Source organism: Hydrogenophaga sp. SL48 (genome assembly GCF_021729865.1).
Taxonomy (GTDB): domain Bacteria; phylum Pseudomonadota; class Gammaproteobacteria; order Burkholderiales; family Burkholderiaceae_C; genus Hydrogenophaga.
In genome coordinates this window covers 1,110,672-1,128,986 of the sequence record NZ_CP063400.1, presented here as the reverse complement: position 1 = coordinate 1,128,986, position 18,315 = coordinate 1,110,672, and the positions used below count along the sequence as shown (strand labels likewise).

At 67.0% G+C, this 18,315-nt stretch carries 18 protein-coding genes and 1 tRNA gene; 14 read left to right on the top strand and 5 right to left on the bottom strand.

The annotated features are described in order from the left end of the window. Nucleotides 1–18: 18 nt before the first annotated feature. Entirely contained in the window at nt 19–1,458 is a 1,440-nt protein-coding gene (locus tag IM738_RS05435) for a gamma-aminobutyraldehyde dehydrogenase (protein ID WP_236964875.1), read from the top strand. On the opposite strand, the gene IM738_RS05430 is transcribed toward IM738_RS05435, so the two are convergent. Next, the gene (locus tag IM738_RS05430; protein WP_236964874.1) at nt 1,442–2,860 is read right to left on the bottom strand and encodes an aminotransferase-like domain-containing protein; all 1,419 of its coding nucleotides are present in this window, start codon (nt 2,858–2,860) and stop codon (nt 1,442–1,444) included. The two genes, IM738_RS05435 and IM738_RS05430, sit on opposite strands and share 17 nt — an antisense overlap. A 145-nt stretch (nt 2,861–3,005) precedes the next feature. Here IM738_RS05430 and gabT point away from each other — a divergent pair, with 145 nt between their 5' ends. The 12 genes from gabT to IM738_RS05370 all read left to right on the top strand — a co-directional run bounded on the left by gabT (nt 3,006) and on the right by IM738_RS05370 (nt 14,687). Further along, on the top strand, nt 3,006–4,304 hold the full coding sequence (gene gabT, locus IM738_RS05425; RefSeq protein ID WP_236964873.1) for a 4-aminobutyrate--2-oxoglutarate transaminase: 1,299 nt from the start codon (nt 3,006–3,008) through the stop codon (nt 4,302–4,304). Next, entirely contained in the window at nt 4,301–5,461 is a 1,161-nt protein-coding gene (locus IM738_RS05420) for a CaiB/BaiF CoA transferase family protein (RefSeq protein WP_236964872.1), read from the top strand. The genes gabT and IM738_RS05420 overlap by 4 nt, the downstream gene beginning before the upstream one ends. A 39-nt stretch (nt 5,462–5,500) precedes the next feature. Further along, entirely contained in the window at nt 5,501–6,583 is a 1,083-nt protein-coding gene (locus tag IM738_RS05415) for an ABC transporter ATP-binding protein (RefSeq protein ID WP_236964871.1), read from the top strand. A gap of 189 nt (nt 6,584–6,772) precedes the next feature. Continuing rightward, nucleotides 6,773–7,804 carry an ABC transporter substrate-binding protein gene (locus IM738_RS05410; protein WP_236964870.1) on the top strand — a complete coding sequence of 344 codons (1,032 nt, stop codon included), beginning with the start codon at nt 6,773–6,775 and terminating at the stop codon, nt 7,802–7,804. Continuing rightward, nucleotides 7,804–9,048, top strand: a complete 1,245-nt coding sequence (locus tag IM738_RS05405; RefSeq protein WP_442908513.1) for an ABC transporter permease — start codon at nt 7,804–7,806, stop codon at nt 9,046–9,048. The genes IM738_RS05410 and IM738_RS05405 overlap by 1 nt, the downstream gene beginning before the upstream one ends. Nucleotides 9,049–9,144: 96 nt before the next feature. Continuing rightward, a complete protein-coding gene (locus tag IM738_RS05400) occupies nt 9,145–9,960 on the top strand; it encodes an ABC transporter permease (protein ID WP_236964868.1) in 816 nt (271 codons plus the stop codon). Between the two features lie 13 nt (nt 9,961–9,973). Further along, nucleotides 9,974–10,579 (top strand): GNAT family N-acetyltransferase, encoded by a 606-nt coding sequence (locus IM738_RS05395; RefSeq protein WP_236964867.1) that lies wholly within the window; start codon nt 9,974–9,976, stop codon nt 10,577–10,579. Nucleotides 10,580–10,583: 4 nt separating this feature from the next. Continuing rightward, entirely contained in the window at nt 10,584–11,543 is a 960-nt protein-coding gene (gene speB, locus IM738_RS05390) for an agmatinase (RefSeq protein ID WP_236964866.1), read from the top strand. Between the two features lie 26 nt (nt 11,544–11,569). Beyond that, nucleotides 11,570–11,854, top strand: coding sequence for a cupin domain-containing protein (locus IM738_RS05385; protein ID WP_236964865.1), 285 nt, complete (start codon nt 11,570–11,572; stop codon nt 11,852–11,854). A gap of 87 nt (nt 11,855–11,941) precedes the next feature. Further along, entirely contained in the window at nt 11,942–13,018 is a 1,077-nt protein-coding gene (locus IM738_RS05380; protein ID WP_236964864.1) for an ABC transporter substrate-binding protein, read from the top strand. A gap of 103 nt (nt 13,019–13,121) precedes the next feature. After that, the gene (locus tag IM738_RS05375; RefSeq protein ID WP_272907792.1) at nt 13,122–14,600 is read left to right on the top strand and encodes an NAD-dependent succinate-semialdehyde dehydrogenase; all 1,479 of its coding nucleotides are present in this window, start codon (nt 13,122–13,124) and stop codon (nt 14,598–14,600) included. Between the two features lie 13 nt (nt 14,601–14,613). Next, nucleotides 14,614–14,687, top strand: a tRNA-Gly gene (locus IM738_RS05370). A 68-nt stretch (nt 14,688–14,755) separates the two neighbouring features. Here the strand turns inward: IM738_RS05370 and IM738_RS05365 are convergent. After that, nucleotides 14,756–15,394, bottom strand: a complete 639-nt coding sequence (locus IM738_RS05365) for a CoA transferase subunit B (RefSeq protein WP_236964862.1) — start codon at nt 15,392–15,394, stop codon at nt 14,756–14,758. A 10-nt stretch (nt 15,395–15,404) separates the two neighbouring features. After that, nucleotides 15,405–16,106, bottom strand: coding sequence for a CoA transferase subunit A (locus tag IM738_RS05360; RefSeq protein ID WP_236964861.1), 702 nt, complete (start codon nt 16,104–16,106; stop codon nt 15,405–15,407). Between the two features lie 71 nt (nt 16,107–16,177). Between IM738_RS05360 and IM738_RS05355 the strand changes: the two genes are divergently transcribed. Beyond that, the gene (locus tag IM738_RS05355; RefSeq protein ID WP_236964860.1) at nt 16,178–16,765 is read left to right on the top strand and encodes a LuxR C-terminal-related transcriptional regulator; all 588 of its coding nucleotides are present in this window, start codon (nt 16,178–16,180) and stop codon (nt 16,763–16,765) included. 133 nt (nt 16,766–16,898) lie between these two features. On the opposite strand, the gene IM738_RS05350 is transcribed toward IM738_RS05355, so the two are convergent. Next, complete coding sequence (locus tag IM738_RS05350; RefSeq protein WP_236964859.1) at nt 16,899–17,879, bottom strand: Bug family tripartite tricarboxylate transporter substrate binding protein; 981 nt, start codon at nt 17,877–17,879, stop codon at nt 16,899–16,901. A gap of 28 nt (nt 17,880–17,907) precedes the next feature. Continuing rightward, a complete protein-coding gene (pcaC, locus tag IM738_RS05345) occupies nt 17,908–18,297 on the bottom strand; it encodes a 4-carboxymuconolactone decarboxylase (RefSeq protein WP_236964858.1) in 390 nt (129 codons plus the stop codon). Nucleotides 18,298–18,315: the final 18 nt, after the last annotated feature.

Sequence of the window (18,315 nt, the reverse complement as noted above, 5' to 3'; positions counted from 1 at the left end):
CCACCTCTGGAACCCGACATGGCCGCCACCCGCTTCACCACCCAGCTCCTGATCAATGGCCACAGCGTCGCCGGCGAAGGGCGCGCCGAGCCCATCCTCAACCCCAGCACGGGCGAACTGCTGTGCGACGTGCGCGAGGCCAGCGCCGACCAGCTGCGCCTGGCGGTGGACGCGGCCAGCGCCGCCTTCCCCGCCTGGGCCGCGCTCACGCCGCGCGACCGCAGCGGCTACCTGTTCAAGATCGCCGATGCCATCGAAGCCCATGGCGACGAGCTCGCCATGCTCGAATCGCTGAACTGCGGCAAGCCCCTGGCGGCCGCGCGCAACGACGAGATTCCCGCCATCGCCGACGTCTACCGTTTCTTTGGCGGCGCCATCCGCAACCTGTCGGGCCCGCTGGCGGGTGAATACCTCGCTGGCCACACCAGCATGATCCGGCGCGACGCACTGGGCGTGGTCGCCTCGATCGCGCCCTGGAACTACCCGCTCATGATGGCCGCCTGGAAGCTCGGCCCGGCCATCGCCATGGGCAACACCGTGGTGCTCAAGCCTTCGGAAAACACACCGCTGACCACGCTGCGCTTCGGCGAACTGCTGGCCGGCATCCTGCCCCCGGGCGTGGTCAACATCGTGTGCGGCCGCGGCGACTCGGTGGGCGCGCCATTGATCCGCGACCCGCGCATCCGCGTGGCTTCGCTGACCGGCGACGTCTCGACCGGCAGCAAGATCATGGAGGCCGCCGCACGCGGTATCAAACGCACCCACCTGGAGCTGGGCGGCAAGGCGCCGGTGATCGTGCTCGACGACGCCGATCTCGGTAGCGTGGTCGAAGGCCTGCGCACCTTCGGCTACTACAACGCGGGCCAGGACTGCACCGCGGCCTGCCGCGTCTACGCCACGGAAGGCATCTACGAAAGACTGGTGGCCGACCTGAGCAGCGCCGTCTCGTCCATCAAGGTGGGCAGCCAGCAGGAACCCGGCGTCGAGATGGGCCCGCTGATCTCGGCCCGCCAGCGCGACCGCGTGGCCAGCTTCGTGGACCGCGCGGCCCAGCTGGCCCACACCGAGGTCACGGCCGGCGGCAGCACCGTGGGCAACAAGGGCTTCTTCTACAAACCCACCGTCATCGCCGGCGCGCTGCAGGAAGACGAAATCGTGCGCAGCGAGGTGTTCGGGCCGGTGGTGTCCATCACCCGCGTGAAGGATGCGGAACAGGCCGTCGCCTGGGCGAACGACTCCGAGTACGGCCTGTCCAGCTCGGTCTGGTCGAGCAACGTGGGCACCGCCATGAACATCGCATCCCGCCTGCAGTACGGCTGCACCTGGGTCAACACCCACTTCATGCTGGTGTCGGAAATGCCGCACGGCGGCATGAAGCATTCAGGCTACGGCAAGGACATGTCGGTCTACGCGCTGGAAGACTACAGCTGTGCGCGACACATCATGGTGAAGCATTAGGAAGCACCCCCTGCGCCTTCAAAAACGCCAGCACCTGCGGCTCTTCGGTGAAGGCCACGTTGAAGCGGAACCAGGGGCTGGGCTGCAGGTCGGGTGCGAACAGGTGGCCGGGGCCGAGCAGGATGTCCTGCTCCGCCGCCTTGTAGGCCAGCTCGGTCGCGTTGGCGATGTCCGGGTGGCGGGCCCAGAGGAACATGCCGGCCTTGGGCTCGCAGAACAGCTCGAAACCCAGGTTCTCCAGCTGCTGGGCCACGCGCTGATGCGCTTGTGCCAGCCGCTCGCGCAGGCCGCGCAGGTGCTTGCGCCAGCGCCCGTCGACCAGCGCGCCGTAGGCCAGGCGCTCGTTGAACTCCGACGACGTCAGGCCCGAGATCATCTTGAGCTGGGCAAAGTCCTCCAGCAGATCGGGCGGCGCGGCCAGGAAGCCGACGCGGATGTTGGGCGAGATGGTCTTGGAGAAGCTGCTGATGTAGACCACGCGCTGCAGCTGGTCCAGGCTGGCGAGCGAGGGGCGCGGCTCGGGGTCGAGGTCGGCGTAGATGTCGTTTTCGACCACGGTGAAATGGTGCTGCTCGGCCAGCTGCACCACACGGTGCAGGTGCGCGAGGTTGGCCACCGAGCCGGTGGGGCTTTGCAGGCGCGGCTGGGTGAAGAACACCTTGGGCTTGTGCTCCAGCACCAGGGCTTCGAGCGCAGCGAGGTCGTAGCCGGCCGGGGTGCGTGGCACGCCGATCAGCCGGGCGCCCAGGAAACGCAGCGAAAACAGCAGGTTGGGGTAACCGGGGTCGTCCACCAGCACGGCGTCGCCCGGGCGCACCAGGCGGCGCGCCACCAGGTCCATGGCCTGGCTGGAGCCCTGGGTGAGCAGCACCTGGTCGGCGCTGACGGCGATCTCCTGCTCGGCCAGCAGGTCGCGCACCAGCTGGCGCAGCGGCGCAAACCCCTTGGGTTCGCCGTAGCCGCCCAGATCCACGTTTTCGGCCGCCAGCGTGCGCAGGCTGCGGCGCAGGCCTTCCTCAAACAGCCAGTCGCCCGGCAGCCAGCCGCAGCCGGGTTTCATGCGCAGCGCACGGGCTTCGAACACCCGGCGCAGGTACCACATGGAGTCGAAGTTGTAGTTGGCCGTCTCGGCCGGCACGGTGCCCGGGGCCTGCGGCGCCACGCCCTCGCGCTTGCGCACGAAAAAGCCCGAGTGCGGGCGCGAGACGAAATAACCCAGCGCCACCAGCCGGTCGTAGGCATCGACCACGGTGTAGACGCTCACGCCGTGGGCGTGGGCGAACTGGCGGATGGAGGGGGCCTTGGAGCCCGGGCGCAGGTTGCCGCTCTGGATCAGGTCGCGAAACCCCTCGACGATCTGCACCACGAGCGGGCTGGTGCTTTTGGGGTTCAGGGTGAACATGGGGCGCTATCAGGGTAAATGTGTACTGGTCCGCAGGGCTGCACAGTGCATCGCTGTGCAGGCACTGTCTGTATATGTTAGCGGTCGCCCGCGAGCCCTACAGTCCGCCCCAGCCTGAACTTCCTTCTTCACCGGAGCCCCCTGTATGCAACGCGAATCCCAAGCCACCAACGCCATGCTCATGGCCCGCCGCCAGGCCGCCATCCCCCGCGGCGTCGGTCACAGCCACCAGATCTTCATCGCCAAGGGCGAAAACGCCGAAATCTGGGACGTGGAAGGCCGCCGCTACATCGACTTCGCCGGCGGCATCGCCGTGCTCAACACCGGCCACCGCAACCCGGCCGTGATCGAGGCCGTGAAGGCCCAGCTCGACCAGTACACCCACACCTGCTTCCAGGTGCTGGCCTACGAGCCCTACGTGGAACTGGCCGAGCGCCTGAACGCCAAGGCCCCCGGCGACTTCGCCAAGAAAACCCTGTTCCTGACCACCGGCGCCGAAGCGGTGGAAAACGCGATCAAGATCGCGCGCGCCCACACCGGCCGCTCGGGCGTGATCGCCTTCACCGGCGGCTACCACGGCCGCACCCTGCTGACCCTGGGCATGACCGGCAAGGTCGCGCCCTACAAGACCGGCTTCGGTCCGTTCCCGGGCGAAATCTTCCACGCCCGCTTCCCCAACGCGTTGCACGGCGTGAGCGTTCAGGGCGCGATCGACTCGGTCGAGTCCATCTTCAAGAACGACATCGAAGCCAGCCGCGTGGCGGCCATCATCATCGAGCCGGTGCAGGGCGAAGGCGGCTTCAACGTGGCGCCGCCCGAGCTGATGCAGCGCCTGCGCGCGCTGTGCGACCAGCACGGCATCCTGATGATCTGTGACGAGGTGCAGACCGGCGCTGGCCGCACCGGCACCTGGTTCGCCTGCGAGCAGAGCGGCATCGCGCCCGACCTGATCACCCTGGCCAAGTCCATGGCCGGTGGTTTCCCGATCTCGGCCGTGGTCGGTCGCGCCGAGGTGATGGACGCGCCCGCTGCCGGTGGCCTGGGCGGCACCTACGCCGGCAGCCCGATGGCCTGTGCCGCGGCCCTGGCCGTGCTCGACGAGTTTGAAAAACACGACCTGCTGCAGCGCAGCCGCGACGTGGGCGCGCGCATCACCGCCAGCCTGCAGACGCTGGCGAAGAAGCACAAGTGCATCGCCGACGTGCGCGGCCTGGGCGCCATGGTGGCCATGGAACTGTGCAAGAACGGTGACGTGCACCAGCCCGACGCCGACCTGACCAAGGCCCTCGCCGCCGAAGCCACGAAACGCGGCCTGATCATCCTGACCTGCGGCACCTACGGCAACGTGGTGCGCATCCTGGTGCCGCTGACCGCCAGCGACGCCGTGCTGGACGAAGGCCTGGCGATCATCGGCGCGTCCCTCGAAGCCGCTCTGGCAGGATGAGCCCCCAGCCTCCCCGCCCGCTCGCGGGCGTGCGCGTGCTCGACCTGTCCCGCGTGCTGGCCGGCCCCTGGGCGGGCCAGTTGCTGGCCGACTACGGCGCCGAAGTCCTGAAGGTGGAGCGCCCGGGCGCCGGTGACGACACGCGCAGCTGGGGTCCGCCCTGGTGGGGCGAAGGCGCCGACCGCGTGGCCGCGTATTTCGTCTGCGCCAACCGCGGCAAGCGCTCGGTCGCGATCGACATCGCCAGTGCCGAAGGCATCCAGCAGGTGCGTGAACTGGCGCGCGACGCGGACGTGCTGATCGAGAACTACAAGGTCGGCCAGCTCGCCAAATACGGCCTCGACGCCACCAGCCTGCAGGCCATCAACCCGCGCCTGATCTACTGCTCGATCACCGGCTACGGCCAGACCGGCCCGCTGTCGCACAAGGCCGGTTACGACTTCGCGATCCAGGCCGAAGCGGGGCTCATGAGCATCACCGGCAATAAAGGGGAAGAGCCGCAGAAGGTGGGCGTGGCCGTGACGGACCTGATGACGGGTGTCTACGCCACCACCGCCATCCTGGCCGCCCTGCACGAGCGCGCGCGCACCGGCCACGGTCGCCACATCGACGCCGCCCTGTTCGACGTGCAGGTGGCCATGCTCGCGAATCAGGCCAGCAACCAGCTGATCGGCCACAAGACCCCCACCCGCATGGGCAACGCCCACCCCAACATCGTGCCCTACCAGGTGTTCCCCACGCGCGACGGTCACATGGTGCTGGCCGTGGGCAACGACGGCCAGTTCGCGCGCTTCTGCGAGGCCTGCGACCACCCGGAGGTTTCGCGCGATGCGCGCTTCGCCACCAACCCGGCGCGCGTGGAACACCGCGCCACGCTGGTGCCGCTGCTCAGCGGATGGACCCTGCAGCGCGACACCGCCGATTGGGTGCAGCGGCTGGATGTGGCGGGCGTTCCCTGCTCCCCGATCCTTGACATTGCTCAAGTCATGGAACATCCCCATGTCGCTGCGCGCGGTTTGCGGCTACAACCCGGAGTGGACGCCGGACCGCCCATGATCGCGAACCCGATGGTGATGGACGGGCAACGCCCCGTGGCCGAACTGCCGCCACCGGCACTCGGCGCCCACCAGGCACGATGGTTGCATGCAACGCCCTGAACCTTTTTTCAGCCCACGACCCACGACCCGATCGCGTTCATGACACAGAGCACCGCACTCGTCACCTTCACCGGTGTGCAGAAAACCTACGACGGCCACACCCTGGTGGTGCGCGACCTCAACCTGGAGATCCAGAAGGGCGAGTTCCTCTCGCTGCTCGGCCCCTCGGGTTCGGGCAAAACGACCACGCTGATGATGCTGGCCGGCTTCGAGTCGCCGACCTCGGGCGAGATCAGTCTGGACGGTGTGCCCATCACGCGCACGCCACCGCACAAGCGCAACTTCGGCATGGTGTTCCAGAACTACGCGCTGTTCCCGCACATGACGGTGGCCGACAACATCGCCTACCCGCTGACCGTGCGCAAGCTCGACAAGAACGACGTCGACACCAAGGTCAAGCGCGCGCTCGACATGGTGCAGATGGGCCACATGGGCCAGCGCTATCCGTCGCAACTCTCGGGCGGCCAGCAGCAGCGCGTGGCCCTCGCCCGCGCGCTGGTGTTCGACCCGCAGCTGGTGCTGATGGACGAACCGCTGGGCGCCCTCGACAAACAGCTGCGCGAGCACATGCAGATCGAGCTCAAGGCCCTGCACCGCCGCCTGGGTGTGACCTTTGTTTACGTGACGCACGACCAGTCGGAAGCGCTCACCATGTCCGATCGCGTGGCCGTGTTCAGCGAAGGCGTGATCCAGCAGATCGACACCGTGGATCGCCTGTACGAAACCCCGGCCAACCGGTTCGTCGCCAGCTTCGTGGGCGACAACTCGGTGCTCGATGCCCGCGTGATCCAGAACCACGGCGACACCTGCGAGGTGCAGCTGGCCGACGGCGTGCACCTGCAGGGGGTCAACGTCAACCACGCCCAGGTGGGCGACGCCGTGCAGTGCAGCGTGCGCCCCGAGCGCATCGCCCTGGTCGGCGCCGAGGGCGGCAGCGAGAACTGCCTGCCCGCCAAGGTGAACGACGTGATCTATTTCGGTGACCACCTGCGCCTGCGCTGCGTGGTGCCCGACCAGCCCGAACTCAGCGTGAAGGTGCCGCTGCAGCACCTGGGCCAGATGGCCGCTGGCCAGACGGTCCACCTGCACCTGCCCGCCGCGCATTTGCGCGTGTACAGATGAAGCCCACCCCGAAGCCCACCCCTGCAGCGCTTCGCGCTACCCCCTCAAGGGGGCGACACCAGCCGTCCGGCAAAGCCGGCCCGGCGGTGTCCCCCGGTTGGACCACGTCATGCCGCGCGTTGCGGGCTTCGGCGTGATCGAAAGCCAACTTCTGTTTTCCTGTTCCTCAACCCCCTGGAGATAAGACCCATGAAACTCAAACCCGTTCTGTTGGCGGTGGCCTTGATGGCCAGCCTGCCCGTGATGGCCCAGAGCCAGCTGACCGTCGTGAACTTCGGCGGTGCCAACGGCGCCGCGCAGAAGAAGGCCTATTTCGAGGCCTACGAAAAAGCCGGTGGCGGCAAGATCACCGCGGTGGAATACAACGGCGAACAGGCCAAGATCAAGGCCATGGTCGAAGCCAAGAAGGTCACCTGGGACGTGGTCGAAGTCGAAAGCCCGGACCTGAGCCGCGGCTGTGACGAAGGCCTGTTCGAGAAGATGGACTGGGCCAAGGTCGGCAACAAGGCCGACTTCCAGAAAGCCGCCGTGCACGAGTGCGGCGTGGGCACCTTCGTGTGGTCTACCGTGATGGCCTACGACGGCGACAAGCTCAAGACCGCGCCCACCACCTGGGCCGATTTCTGGGACGTGAAAAAATTCCCCGGCAAGCGCGGCATGCGCAAAGGCGCCCGCTACAACCTCGAGTTCTCCCTGATGGCCGACGGCGTCAAGCCCGCCGACGTCTACAAGGTGCTGGCCACCAAGGACGGCGCCGAGCGCGCGTTCAAGAAGCTGACCGAGCTCAAGCCCAACATCCAGTGGTGGGAAGCCGGCGCGCAGCCGCCGCAGTTCCTGGTGGCGGGCGACGTGGCCATGACCACCGCCTACAACGGCCGCATCGACGCCGCCCAGCGCGAAGGCAAGAACCTGAAGATCACCTGGACCGGCGGCATCTACGACCTGGACTACTGGGTCATGCCCAAGGGCACGCCCAACAAGGACGCGGCCCTGAAGTTCATCGCCATGGCCAGCTCGCCCGACGCGCAGGCCGAATACGCGAAGAACATCAGCTACGGCCCGACCAACAACAAGGCGCTGGGCAAGCTCGACGCCAAGGTGCTGGGGCTGCTGCCCACGTCTGCGGCCAACAGCAAGGACGCGCTGCAGTTCGGCATCGCCTTCTGGGCCGACCAGGGTGAAGCCCTGGAGAAGCGCTTCTCGGCCTGGGCAGCGCAATGATGATGGCCGGTGGAACCCTTGATCTGGCAGCCCAGCTGGGCCGCGCCGAGCGGCGCCGCAAGGTGCGCGCGTTCGCGTTGACCGTGCCCCTGCTGGCATTCCTGCTGGTGTTTTTTCTGGTTCCACTGGCGTCTTTGCTGGTGCGGGCGGTTGAGAACCCCGAGGTCGCCGACGTCCTGCCCCGCACGGGGCAGGCGCTGAGCGACTGGGACCGCAACAGCCCGCCCCCTTCCGAGGCCTACGCCGCCCTGCTGACCGACCTGTCGGCCATTTCCGAGACCTCGCAGGCCGGCGTGCTGGCGCGGCGCCTCAACAGCGAAGTGGCCGGTGGCCGTTCGCTGGTCATGGGCACCTACCGAGCCCTGCAATCCGAAGAGGTCAAGGGCGAGGCCCTCGGCCCCGACGCGGCCAGGGCCAAACTGATCGAACAAGACGCCCGCTGGGAAGAGCTGCCCTACTGGCAGGCCATCGCGAAAAACAGCTCGCGCTGGACGCCCGACTACCTGCTGACCGCGGTCGACCTCAAGCGCACACCGCAAGGCGACATCGTCAAGGTGGGCGAAGGCGAAGCCGCCTTCAGCGACATCCTCGGCCGCACCTTCCAGATGAGCGCGGTCGTCACCTTCTTCTGCCTGCTGCTGGCCTACCCGCTGGCCTACTGGCTCTCCACGCTCTCCGAACGCAAGGCCAACGTGGTGCTGATCCTCGTGCTGCTGCCGTTCTGGACCTCGGTGCTGGTGCGCATCGCCGCCTGGATCGTGCTGCTGCAGAACAACGGCCTGGTCAACCGCTTCTTCATGTGGCTGGGCGTCACCGACACGCCGATCCCGCTGCTGTTCAACCGCGTGGGCGTGATCATCGCGATGGTGCACATCCTGCTGCCCTTCGCCATCCTGCCGCTGTACAGCGTGATGAAGTCGGTGCCGCCCAACTACCTGCGCGCGGCCATCTCGCTGGGCAGCGCGCCCTTCGCCGCCTTCGTGCGCGTCTACCTGCCGCAGACCTACCCCGGCGTGGCCGCGGGCGGCCTGCTGGTCTTCATCACCAGCATCGGCTACTACGTGACGCCCGCCCTGCTCGGCGGCCCGAGCGACCAGATGCTGAGCTACTACGTGGCGCAGTACACCAACGTGGAAGTGAACTGGGGCATGGCCTGCGCGCTCGGCGGCGTGCTGCTGACCACCACGCTGATCCTCTACGCGGTCTACCGCAAGGTCTCGAAGTCGGAACTCAGCCTGGGCTAGAACCATGAGCCCCCACGCTCGTCATTACATGTACTCGCTGCCCCCCGAGGGGGCGCGAACAACCCTTGGGGCGGCCCGGCGGGTCGTTCTTTCAAAATGAAACTGCCCGACTTCCCCGCCTACTACACCCTGCTGGACAAGCTCGGCTGGTTCGCCCTGCGCTTTGGCGGGGTGGCCGTGCTGGCCTTCCTGCTGCTGCCGGTGGTGGTGATCATCCCGCTGTCGTTCAGCGACTCTTCGTTCCTCGCCTACCCGATCGAAGGCTGGTCGCTGAAGTGGTACCGCGAGATGTTCGCCTCCGACGACTGGTCGCGCGCCGCGAAAAACAGCTTCATCGTCGCCCCGCTGGCCACGCTGCTGGCCACCGCGCTCGGCACGCTGGCCGCCATGGGCCTGGCCCACACCAAGTTCTTCGGCAAGAGCTTCATCACCGGCCTGCTCATTTCACCCATGGTGGTGCCCATCGTCGTGGTGGCCGTGAGCACCTACCTCTATTTCGCACGCTGGGGCCTGAACGACAGCTACCTCGGCCTGGTGATCGTGCACGCCGCGCTCGGCGCGCCCTTCGTGGTGACCACCGTGCTGGCCACACTGCAGAGCTTCAACCACAACCTGGTGAAAGCCAGCCTGAGTCTGGGCGCCAGCCCGCTGGAGACCTTCTTCCGCGTCACGCTGCCCGTCATCGCACCGGGCGTGATCTCGGGCGCGCTGTTCGCGTTCGCCACCTCGTTCGACGAGGTCGTGGTCACGCTGTTCCTCGCCGGCCCCGAGCAGGTCACGCTGCCGCGCCAGATGTTCACCGGCATCCGCGAAAACATCTCGCCCACCATCGCCGCCGTCGCCACGCTGCTGATCCTGTTCACGACCGCGCTGATGCTGACGCTGGAGTGGTTGCGCGGCCGCCGCAAGTGAGCTGAAACATCCCATGTCCTTCACCCAAGACACGACGCTGCGCGGCCAGCACGCCAGCCTGGTTCCCCTGACCGCGGCCCACCACGACGACCTGGTCGAGGCCGTGCGCGACGGCGAACTCTGGAAGCTCTGGTACACCGCCATCCCCACGCCCGAGGGCATGGCGGCAGAGATCCAGCGCCGCCTGGGCCTGCAGAAAGCGGGCAGCATGCTGCCTTTCGCGGTGCTCGATGCCAGCGGCAAGGCCGTGGGCATGACCACCTACATGAACATCGACGCCGCCAACCGCCGCGTCGAGATCGGCTCCACCTGGTACCGCGTGGCCGTGCAGCGCAGCCCCATCAACACCGAATGCAAACGCCTGCTGCTGACGCACGCCTTCGAGGTGCTGGACTGCATCGCGGTGGAGTTCCGCACCCACTTCTTCAACCACCAGAGCCGGCGCGGCATCGAGCGCCTGGGCGCCAAACTGGACGGCGTGCTGCGCTCGCACCAGATCAACCGCCACCCCGACGCCCACGGCGCGCTGCGCGACACCTGTGTCTACAGCATCGTGGCGCACGAGTGGCCCAGCGTGAAGGCGCATCTGGACTTCCAGCTGAGCAAACCACGCACCTGATGCCATGAGCGAACCCAACGCTTTCAACCAGCCGCTCGGCGGCAACACCATGCCGCGCTTCGGTGGCCTGGCCAGCATGATGCGGCTGCCGGTCGCCACGTCGGCCGTCGGGCTCAACGCCGGCTTCATCGGCGTGCCACTCGACATCGGTACCAGCCACCGCCCGGGCGCGCGTTTCGGCCCGCGCCAGATCCGCGCCGAGTCATGCCTGATCCGGCCCTACAACATGGCGACGGGGGCCGCGCCCTTCGACGCGTTGCAGGTGGCCGACCTCGGCGACGTGGCGATCAACACCTACCACCTGCTGAAGTCGGTGGACCTCATCGAGCAGCACTACCGCCCGATCATCGACGCCGGCTGCATCCCGCTCACGCTCGGCGGCGACCACACCATCGCCCTGCCCATCCTGCGCGCCATGAAGGCGAAGCACGGTCCGGTGGCGCTGATCCATGTGGACGCCCACGCCGACGTGAACCCCGACATGTTCGGCGAGGCCATTGCCCACGGCACACCGTTCCGCCGCGCCGTGGAAGAAGGCCTGCTGATTGGGGACAAGGTCTGGCAGATCGGCCTGCGCGGCAGCGGCTATTCGGCCGAAGACTTCGACTGGCCGCGCCAGCAGGGTTTCACCGTGGTGCCCGCGCACGAGGTCTGGTGGACCAGCCTGGCGCCGCTGATGGCCGACATCCGGCAAAAGATCGGCCCCGACACACCCACCTACCTCAGCTTCGACATCGACGGCATCGACCCGGCCTACGCCGGCGGCACCGGCACGCCCGAGATCGGCGGCCTCACCGTGCCGCAGGCGCTGGAGATCGTGCGGGGCTGCCGCGGCCTGAACCTGGTGGGCTGCGACCTGGTCGAAGTGTCCCCGGCCTACGACACCAGCGGCAACACCGCCCTGCTGGGCGCCAACCTGCTGTTTGAAATGTTGTGCGTGCTGCCCGGCGTGGCCTACCGCTGACCCCCGTTGTGACAAGGAGCCCCCCCATGAGCCGCCCCCAAGCCGTCCCCACCGTGCAGATCTCCAACGAACGCGTGATCGTCACCGAGTGGCGTTTTGCCCCGGGCGCAGAAACCGGCTGGCACCGCCACGCACACGACTACGTGGTCGTGCCCATGACCGGCGGCGAGCTGCTGCTGGAAACCCCGGAAGGCAACCGCACGGCACCGCTGACGCCGGGCCAGTCGTACACCCGGAACGTGGGCGTGGAGCACAACGTCATCAACCCCACCGGACACGACGTCGTGTTCGTGGAAATTGAAATGCGCTGAACGCGCTCGCCCTTTCACCACAGACACCCCAAAGACCGAGGGCATGAAGACCGCCCCGTGGTCCGCCCCGCCGCTGACGCCATGCACATGATCTCCAGACACCTCCTCTTCCTGACCATGGCGCTCCCGGCCATGGTCTCGGCCCAGACCCAGCCGCTGGTGGTCGCCAATTTCGGCGGTGCCAACGGCAAGGCCCAGGAGATCGCGTTCCTCAAGCCTTTCTCCCGCGAATCGAACTCGGCCGCCCAGGGCGTCGAGTACGACGGCGACCTCGGCGCGGTGCGCAAGATGGTGCAGGCCAACAAGCCCACCTGGGACGTGGTCGAGGTGGAATCGTCGGAACTGACCGTGGGCTGCAAGGAAGGTCTGTTCGAGCCCTTCGACAAGGCCCAGGTCAAGAACGCGTCGATGCTCATGCCCGGCAGCGTTCAGTCCTGCGGTGTCGGCGCTTTCGTCTGGTCGACCGTGCTGGCCTACAACAGCGCGACACTCAAAACCGCACCGACCGGCTGGGCCGATTTCTGGGACATCAAGAAGTTTCCGGGCAAGCGCGGCATGCGCAAGGGTGCCCGGTACAACCTCGAATTCGCACTGATGGCCGACGGCGTGCACCGCCGCGACGTCTACGCCACGCTGGGCACCGAGGCCGGCCTGCAGCGTGCGCTCAACAAGTTGCAGCAGCTCAAGCCCCACATCGTCTGGTGGGAGTCGGGCTCGCAACCGCCCAAGGCGCTGGCCGGCGGCGAATGGGTCATGAGCACGGCCTACAACGGGCGCATCTCGGCCGCCGTGGCCGACGGTGCCGATGGCCTGACCATCGCGTGGAACGACGCGATCTACGACCTCGATTACTGGGCTATCGTCAAGGGCTCACCCCGCGCCGACCGGGCGCGCGCCTTCGTGAACTTCGCGACGTCGGACCCGGCGCAGCTGGCTTTCTCGCGCGAGATCACCTACGGCCCGACCAACTACAACGCGATCCTCGCTTACGACACCGGGCGCAAGCGCGTGCCCGACGACAAGCACCTGATCGACCTGTCGATGGCGCCCAGCGACCTGCCCTCGGCCCCCGGCAACCTGCGCCGCTCGCTGGCCTTCAGCCCGTCGTACTGGGTGACCAACGGTGCGCAGATCGACAAGAAGCTGACCGAGCTGTTGAAGTGAATCCGATCCGGACCCACGAAACCGGGGGGGGCCACATCACCCTCCGGCCGCAGCTGTTTAACAAGTTAAATAAAATCCCTCCCAACCCATTCAAGGAGACCGCATGGACATGAAGACTTCCCCCCTGGCCCTGCTCAAGGACCCGACCCTGCTCAAGACCGACGCGCTGATCAACGGCGAGTGGGTCAAAGGCGCCAGCCGTTTTGACGTGCTCGACCCGGCCACCGGCCTGAAGCTGGCCGATGTGGCCAACCTCGGCCCCGCCGACGCCGAAGCCGCCATCGCCGCCGCCAACGCCGCCTGGGCCGGCTGGAAGGGCAAGACCGCCAAGGAGCGCAGCATCGTCCTGCGCAAGTGGTACGACCTGCTCATGGCCAACCAGGACGACCTCGGCCGCATCATGACGGCCGAGCAGGGCAAGCCCCTGCCCGAAGCCAAGGGCGAAGTGGCCTACGGCGCCAGCTTCGTCGAATGGTTCGCCGAAGAGGCCAAACGCGTCAACGGCGAGACCCTGCCGCAGTTCGACAACAACCGCCGCCTGATGGTGCTCAAGCAGCCCATCGGCGTCTGCGCAGCCATCACGCCCTGGAACTTCCCGCTGGCCATGATCACGCGCAAGGTGGCGCCCGCGCTGGCCGCCGGCTGCCCCGTCATCATCAAGCCCGCCGAACTCACGCCGCTGACCGCGCTGGCCGCGGCCGAGCTGGCGATCCGCGCCGGCATCCCGGCCGGTGTGCTCAACATGATCACGGCCGATGACCAGAACTCCATCGCGGTGGGCAAGGTGCTGTGCGCCTCCGATGTGGTGCGCCACATCAGCTTCACGGGCTCCACCGAAGTGGGCCGCATCCTGATGGCGCAGAGCGCGCCCACGGTGAAAAAGATGTCGCTGGAACTCGGCGGCAACGCGCCCTTCATCGTGTTCAACGACGCCGACATCGACTCGGCGGTCGAAGGCGCGTTCGCCAGCAAGTACCGCAACGCCGGCCAGACCTGCGTCTGTTCCAACCGCTTCTACGTGCAGGAAGGTGTGTACGACGAGTTCGTCACCAAGTTCGCCGCCAGGGTGAAGACCGCCAAGGTCGGCAACGGCTTTGAAGACGGCGTGAACCAGGGCCCGCTGATCGAAGAAGCCGCACTGGTCAAGGTGCAGCGCCACGTGGACGACGCCCGCGCCAAAGGCGGCCGGGTGTTGGTCGGCGGCAACCGCCTGGACGGCCAGTTCTTCGAACCCACCGTGGTCGCTGATGCGACCGCCGACATGCTGTGCGCCAAGGAAGAAACCTTCGGCCCCTTCGCCCCGGTGTTCAAGTTCACCACCGAGCAGGAAGCCATCGACGCGGCCAACAACACCGAGTTCGGTCTGGCCAGCTACTTCTACAGCCGCGACATCGGCCGCATCTACCGCGTGGCCGAAGCGCTGGAGTACGGCATGGTCGGCATCAACGTCGGCATCCTGGCCACCGAACACGTGCCGTTTGGCGGCGTGAAGCAGTCGGGACTGGGCCGCGAAGGCTCACACCATGGCATGGACGACTACGTCGAAATCAAGTACCTCTGCCTGGGCGACATCCTCAAGTAAACTACGCGGCTTCGCGGGTGTAGTTCAATGGCAGAACGGCAGCTTCCCAAGCTTCATACGAGGGTTCGATTCCCTTCACCCGCTCCAGATTTCAAAAGGCCCCTCGGGGCCTTTTTCCATGCGGATCGGTCGCCAGGCACCGCGGCCTGCCCGCGTCAGATCAGGGTCACACCGGTCTTGGACTGCAGCAGCTCCAGCGTCACATCGGGCGCCATCTCCACCACCTTCAGGCCTTCGGGCGTCACGTCCATCACGGCCAGGTCGGTGATGATGCGGTTCACCACGCCCTTGCCCGTGAGTGGCAAGGTGCACTTCGGCAGGATCTTCAGGTCTTCGGTGCCGTCTTTCTTCTTGGCCACGTGTTCCATCAGCACGATCACGCGCTTGACGCCGGCCACCAGGTCCATGGCGCCGCCCATGCCCTTGACCATCTTGCCGGGGATCATCCAGTTGGCCAGGTCACCCTCGGCCGTCACCTGCATGGCGCCCAGGATGGACAGGTTGATCTTGCCGCCGCGGATCATGGCGAACGACTGGTCGCTGCCGAAGATGGCCGAGCCCTTCATGGTGGTCACGGTCTGCTTGCCGGCGTTGATCAGGTCCGGGTCCACCTCGTCTTCGTAGGGGAAGGGGCCGATGCCCAACATGCCGTTCTCGCTCTGCAGCCACACCTCCACGTGGTCGGGCACGTGGTTGGCCACCAGCGTCGGGATGCCGATGCCGAGGTTCACGTAAAAACCGTCCTGCAGTTCCTGCGCCGCGCGCGCGGCCATCTGGTCTTGGGTCCAAGGCATGGTGTTCTCCTTATTTGCGGTCGCGGGTGGTGCGCTTCTCGATGCGCTTTTCCGGGCTGGCGTTGAGCACGATGCGGTGCACGTAGATGCCGGGCAGGTGCACGTCGTCCGGGGCGATCTCGCCGGTGGCCACGATGCGCTCCACCTCGACGATGCAGATCTTGCCGGCGGTGGCGGCCGCGGGGTTGAAGTTGCGTGCTGTCATGTTGAAGCGCAGGTTGCCGGACATGTCGGCCACGTCGGCCTTCACCAGCGACACCTCGGGCAGCAGCGAGCGCTCCATCACGTAGGTCTCGCCGTCGAACTCGCGCAGTTCCTTGCCTTCGGCCACCAGGGTGCCGACACCGGTCTTGGTGAAGAAGGCCGGGATGCCGGCCCCGCCGGCGCGCAGCTTCTCGGCCAGCGTGCCCTGGGGCGTGAATTCAAGTTCGAGTTCACCGGCCAGGTACTGGCGCTCGAACTCCTTGTTTTCGCCCACGTAGGACGAGATCATTTTCTTGATCTGGCGCGTCTGCAGCAGCTTGCCCAGACCGAAGTCGTCCACGCCGGCGTTGTTGGAGATGGCGGTCAGGTTCTTGACGCCGGAATCGCGCAGCGCGTCGATCAGCGCTTCGGGGATGCCACACAGGCCAAAACCGCCCACGGCGATGAGCTGGCCGTCGGCCACCACGCCCTTGAGGGCCTCGGCTGCGCTCGGGTAAATCTTGTTCACGTCGGTTGCTCCAGTGGTTGAACAGGGATGGGCGCTACGATACTACGTAACAGCATACGTAGTTTGACCTAATGGCTAACCCGAACACCGACCCGATGGACAGCGTCAGCGGCATCGACTATCGCCTCGCCTTCGACCTGGCCCCCATCGGGCTGGCGCTCTCACGCCAGCGCACGATGGTGGACTGCAACCAGGCCCTGTGCGAGATGTTTGGCGCCGCGCGCGATCAGCTGGTGGGCCAGAGTTTTCAGGTGCTGTATCCGAGTGCCGACGAGTACGAGCGCACCGGCGCGCGCATCGAACCCATCCTCGGGCGCAGCGGCACCTACGCCGACGACCGCATCATGAAGCGCATGGACGGCCGCTTCAAGGGCGAGACCTTCTGGTGCCACGTGACCGGGCGCGCGCTGCGCCGTGAGGCGCCGCACGAGGCCGGCATCTGGAGTTTTGAGGACCTGAGTTCACGCCGGGCCGTCAAGGCCGAACTGACAGGGCGCGAGCGCGAGGTGGCCGCCTTGCTGATGGACGGCCTGACCAGCAAGGAGATCGGCAAGTTGCTGGGCATCAGCCACCGCACGGTGGAAATCTACCGCGCGCGGCTGATGCGCAAATACCAGGCGCACAGCACGCCGGATCTGGTGCACCGCTTGTTGAGCTAACCCCCGCCGCGCTGCGCGCGACCCCCTACAGGGGGCAACGCGGTGCAGCCCGGCAAAGCCGGTTCCGCCGCGTTCTGGGTTTGGACACAGCACTCCGGCAAGGCCACCCGGCGGAGCTCTCGGCTAAGCCGCCTCACTGTGGCTGGTAGCCGCTGTCTTTGATGATCTTTGCCCAGACTTCGCGGTAGGCGATCTCGCGCTTGCCGAGTTCGGCGCCGCTCATGAAACCCACGGTCAGGCCCATGGCGGTCAGCTTGTCTTTCACGTCTGGCAGGGCGATCACTTTCTGGACCGCCGCCGCCAGCTTGTCCAGCGTGGCCTTGGGTGTGCCGGCGGGCGCGAAGATGCCGTAGTACGGCACCTCTTCGAAGCCCTTGATGCCGACCTCGGTGAAGGTCGGCACCTCGGGCAGCGACGCCTGGCGCTGCGTGCCCATCACGGCGGCCACCCGCAGTTTGCCGGCCTTGTGGTTTTCGATGAAGTCGGGCACAGAACCCACGCCCGCGGGAATGGTGTTGCCCAGCATGTCCGCCATCATGGGCGCGCTGCCCCGGTAGGGCGCGGCCACCAGGTCCAGGCCGAACTGCTTGCCGATCACCTGCACCGCGAACTGCGGCGTGGAAGCGGGTGCCGGGATGCCCATGGCGGATTTCCCGCCGGCGCTTCTCACGCTGTCGATCCAGGCCTTGAAGTCGCGCGCAGGCGTGCCGCCCGACAACGCCACCGCGTTCACGAAGGTGGCGAACCCGGCCACCGGCACAAAGTCCCTGACGGGATCGAAACCTGGGTTCTTCATGGTCAGCGGCAGGATCGAGACGCTGTGGTCATGGCTCAGAAACAAGGTGTGGCCGTCGGCAGGGGCGGCCTTGAGGGCCTGTGCCGCCAGCTGACCACCAGCCCCGGCCTTGTTCTCGACCACCATCGGCGCGCCCAGCTCGGCCTGCAGGCGCTCGGCCAGGATGCGGGCGATGGCGTCGGTGCCGCCACCGGCGGGGAAACCCACCATCAGCCGGGTGGTGGTCTGTGCCTGGGCCAGGCCCATGCTGGCGACTGCGCCCAGAGCAAGCGCGGCGCGCAGGGAGCGCGTCAAAAAGGAACGGCGAAACGTGGTCATGGTGAACTCCATTCAAAGAAAAAACAGATCAGGCGGCGGGCGGTTCCACCACCTCGGCCGCGGTGCGAAAGGCCTCCACCGAGGTGGGGATGCCGCAGTAGATGGCCGCGTGCAGCAGCACCTCCTGGATCTCCTCGACCGTGGCGCCGTTGTTGAGCGCGCCGCGCACGTGGCCCTTGAGCTCGTGCTGCTTGCCCAGCGCGGTGAGCATGGCCACGGTGACCAGGCTGCGGGTCTTGCGGTCCAGCCCGGGCCGCTGCCACACGTCGCCCCAGGCGGCGCGGGAAATGTGGTCCTGGATGGGCTGGGTGAAGGGGGTGGCGCCGGCCAGTGCGCGGTCCACGAACGGATCGCCCATCACTTCGCGGCGGGTGGCCAGGCCTTTCTGGTATTGCTCGTCCTGCATGCTGTGCTCCATGTGTCAGATTCGGATCAA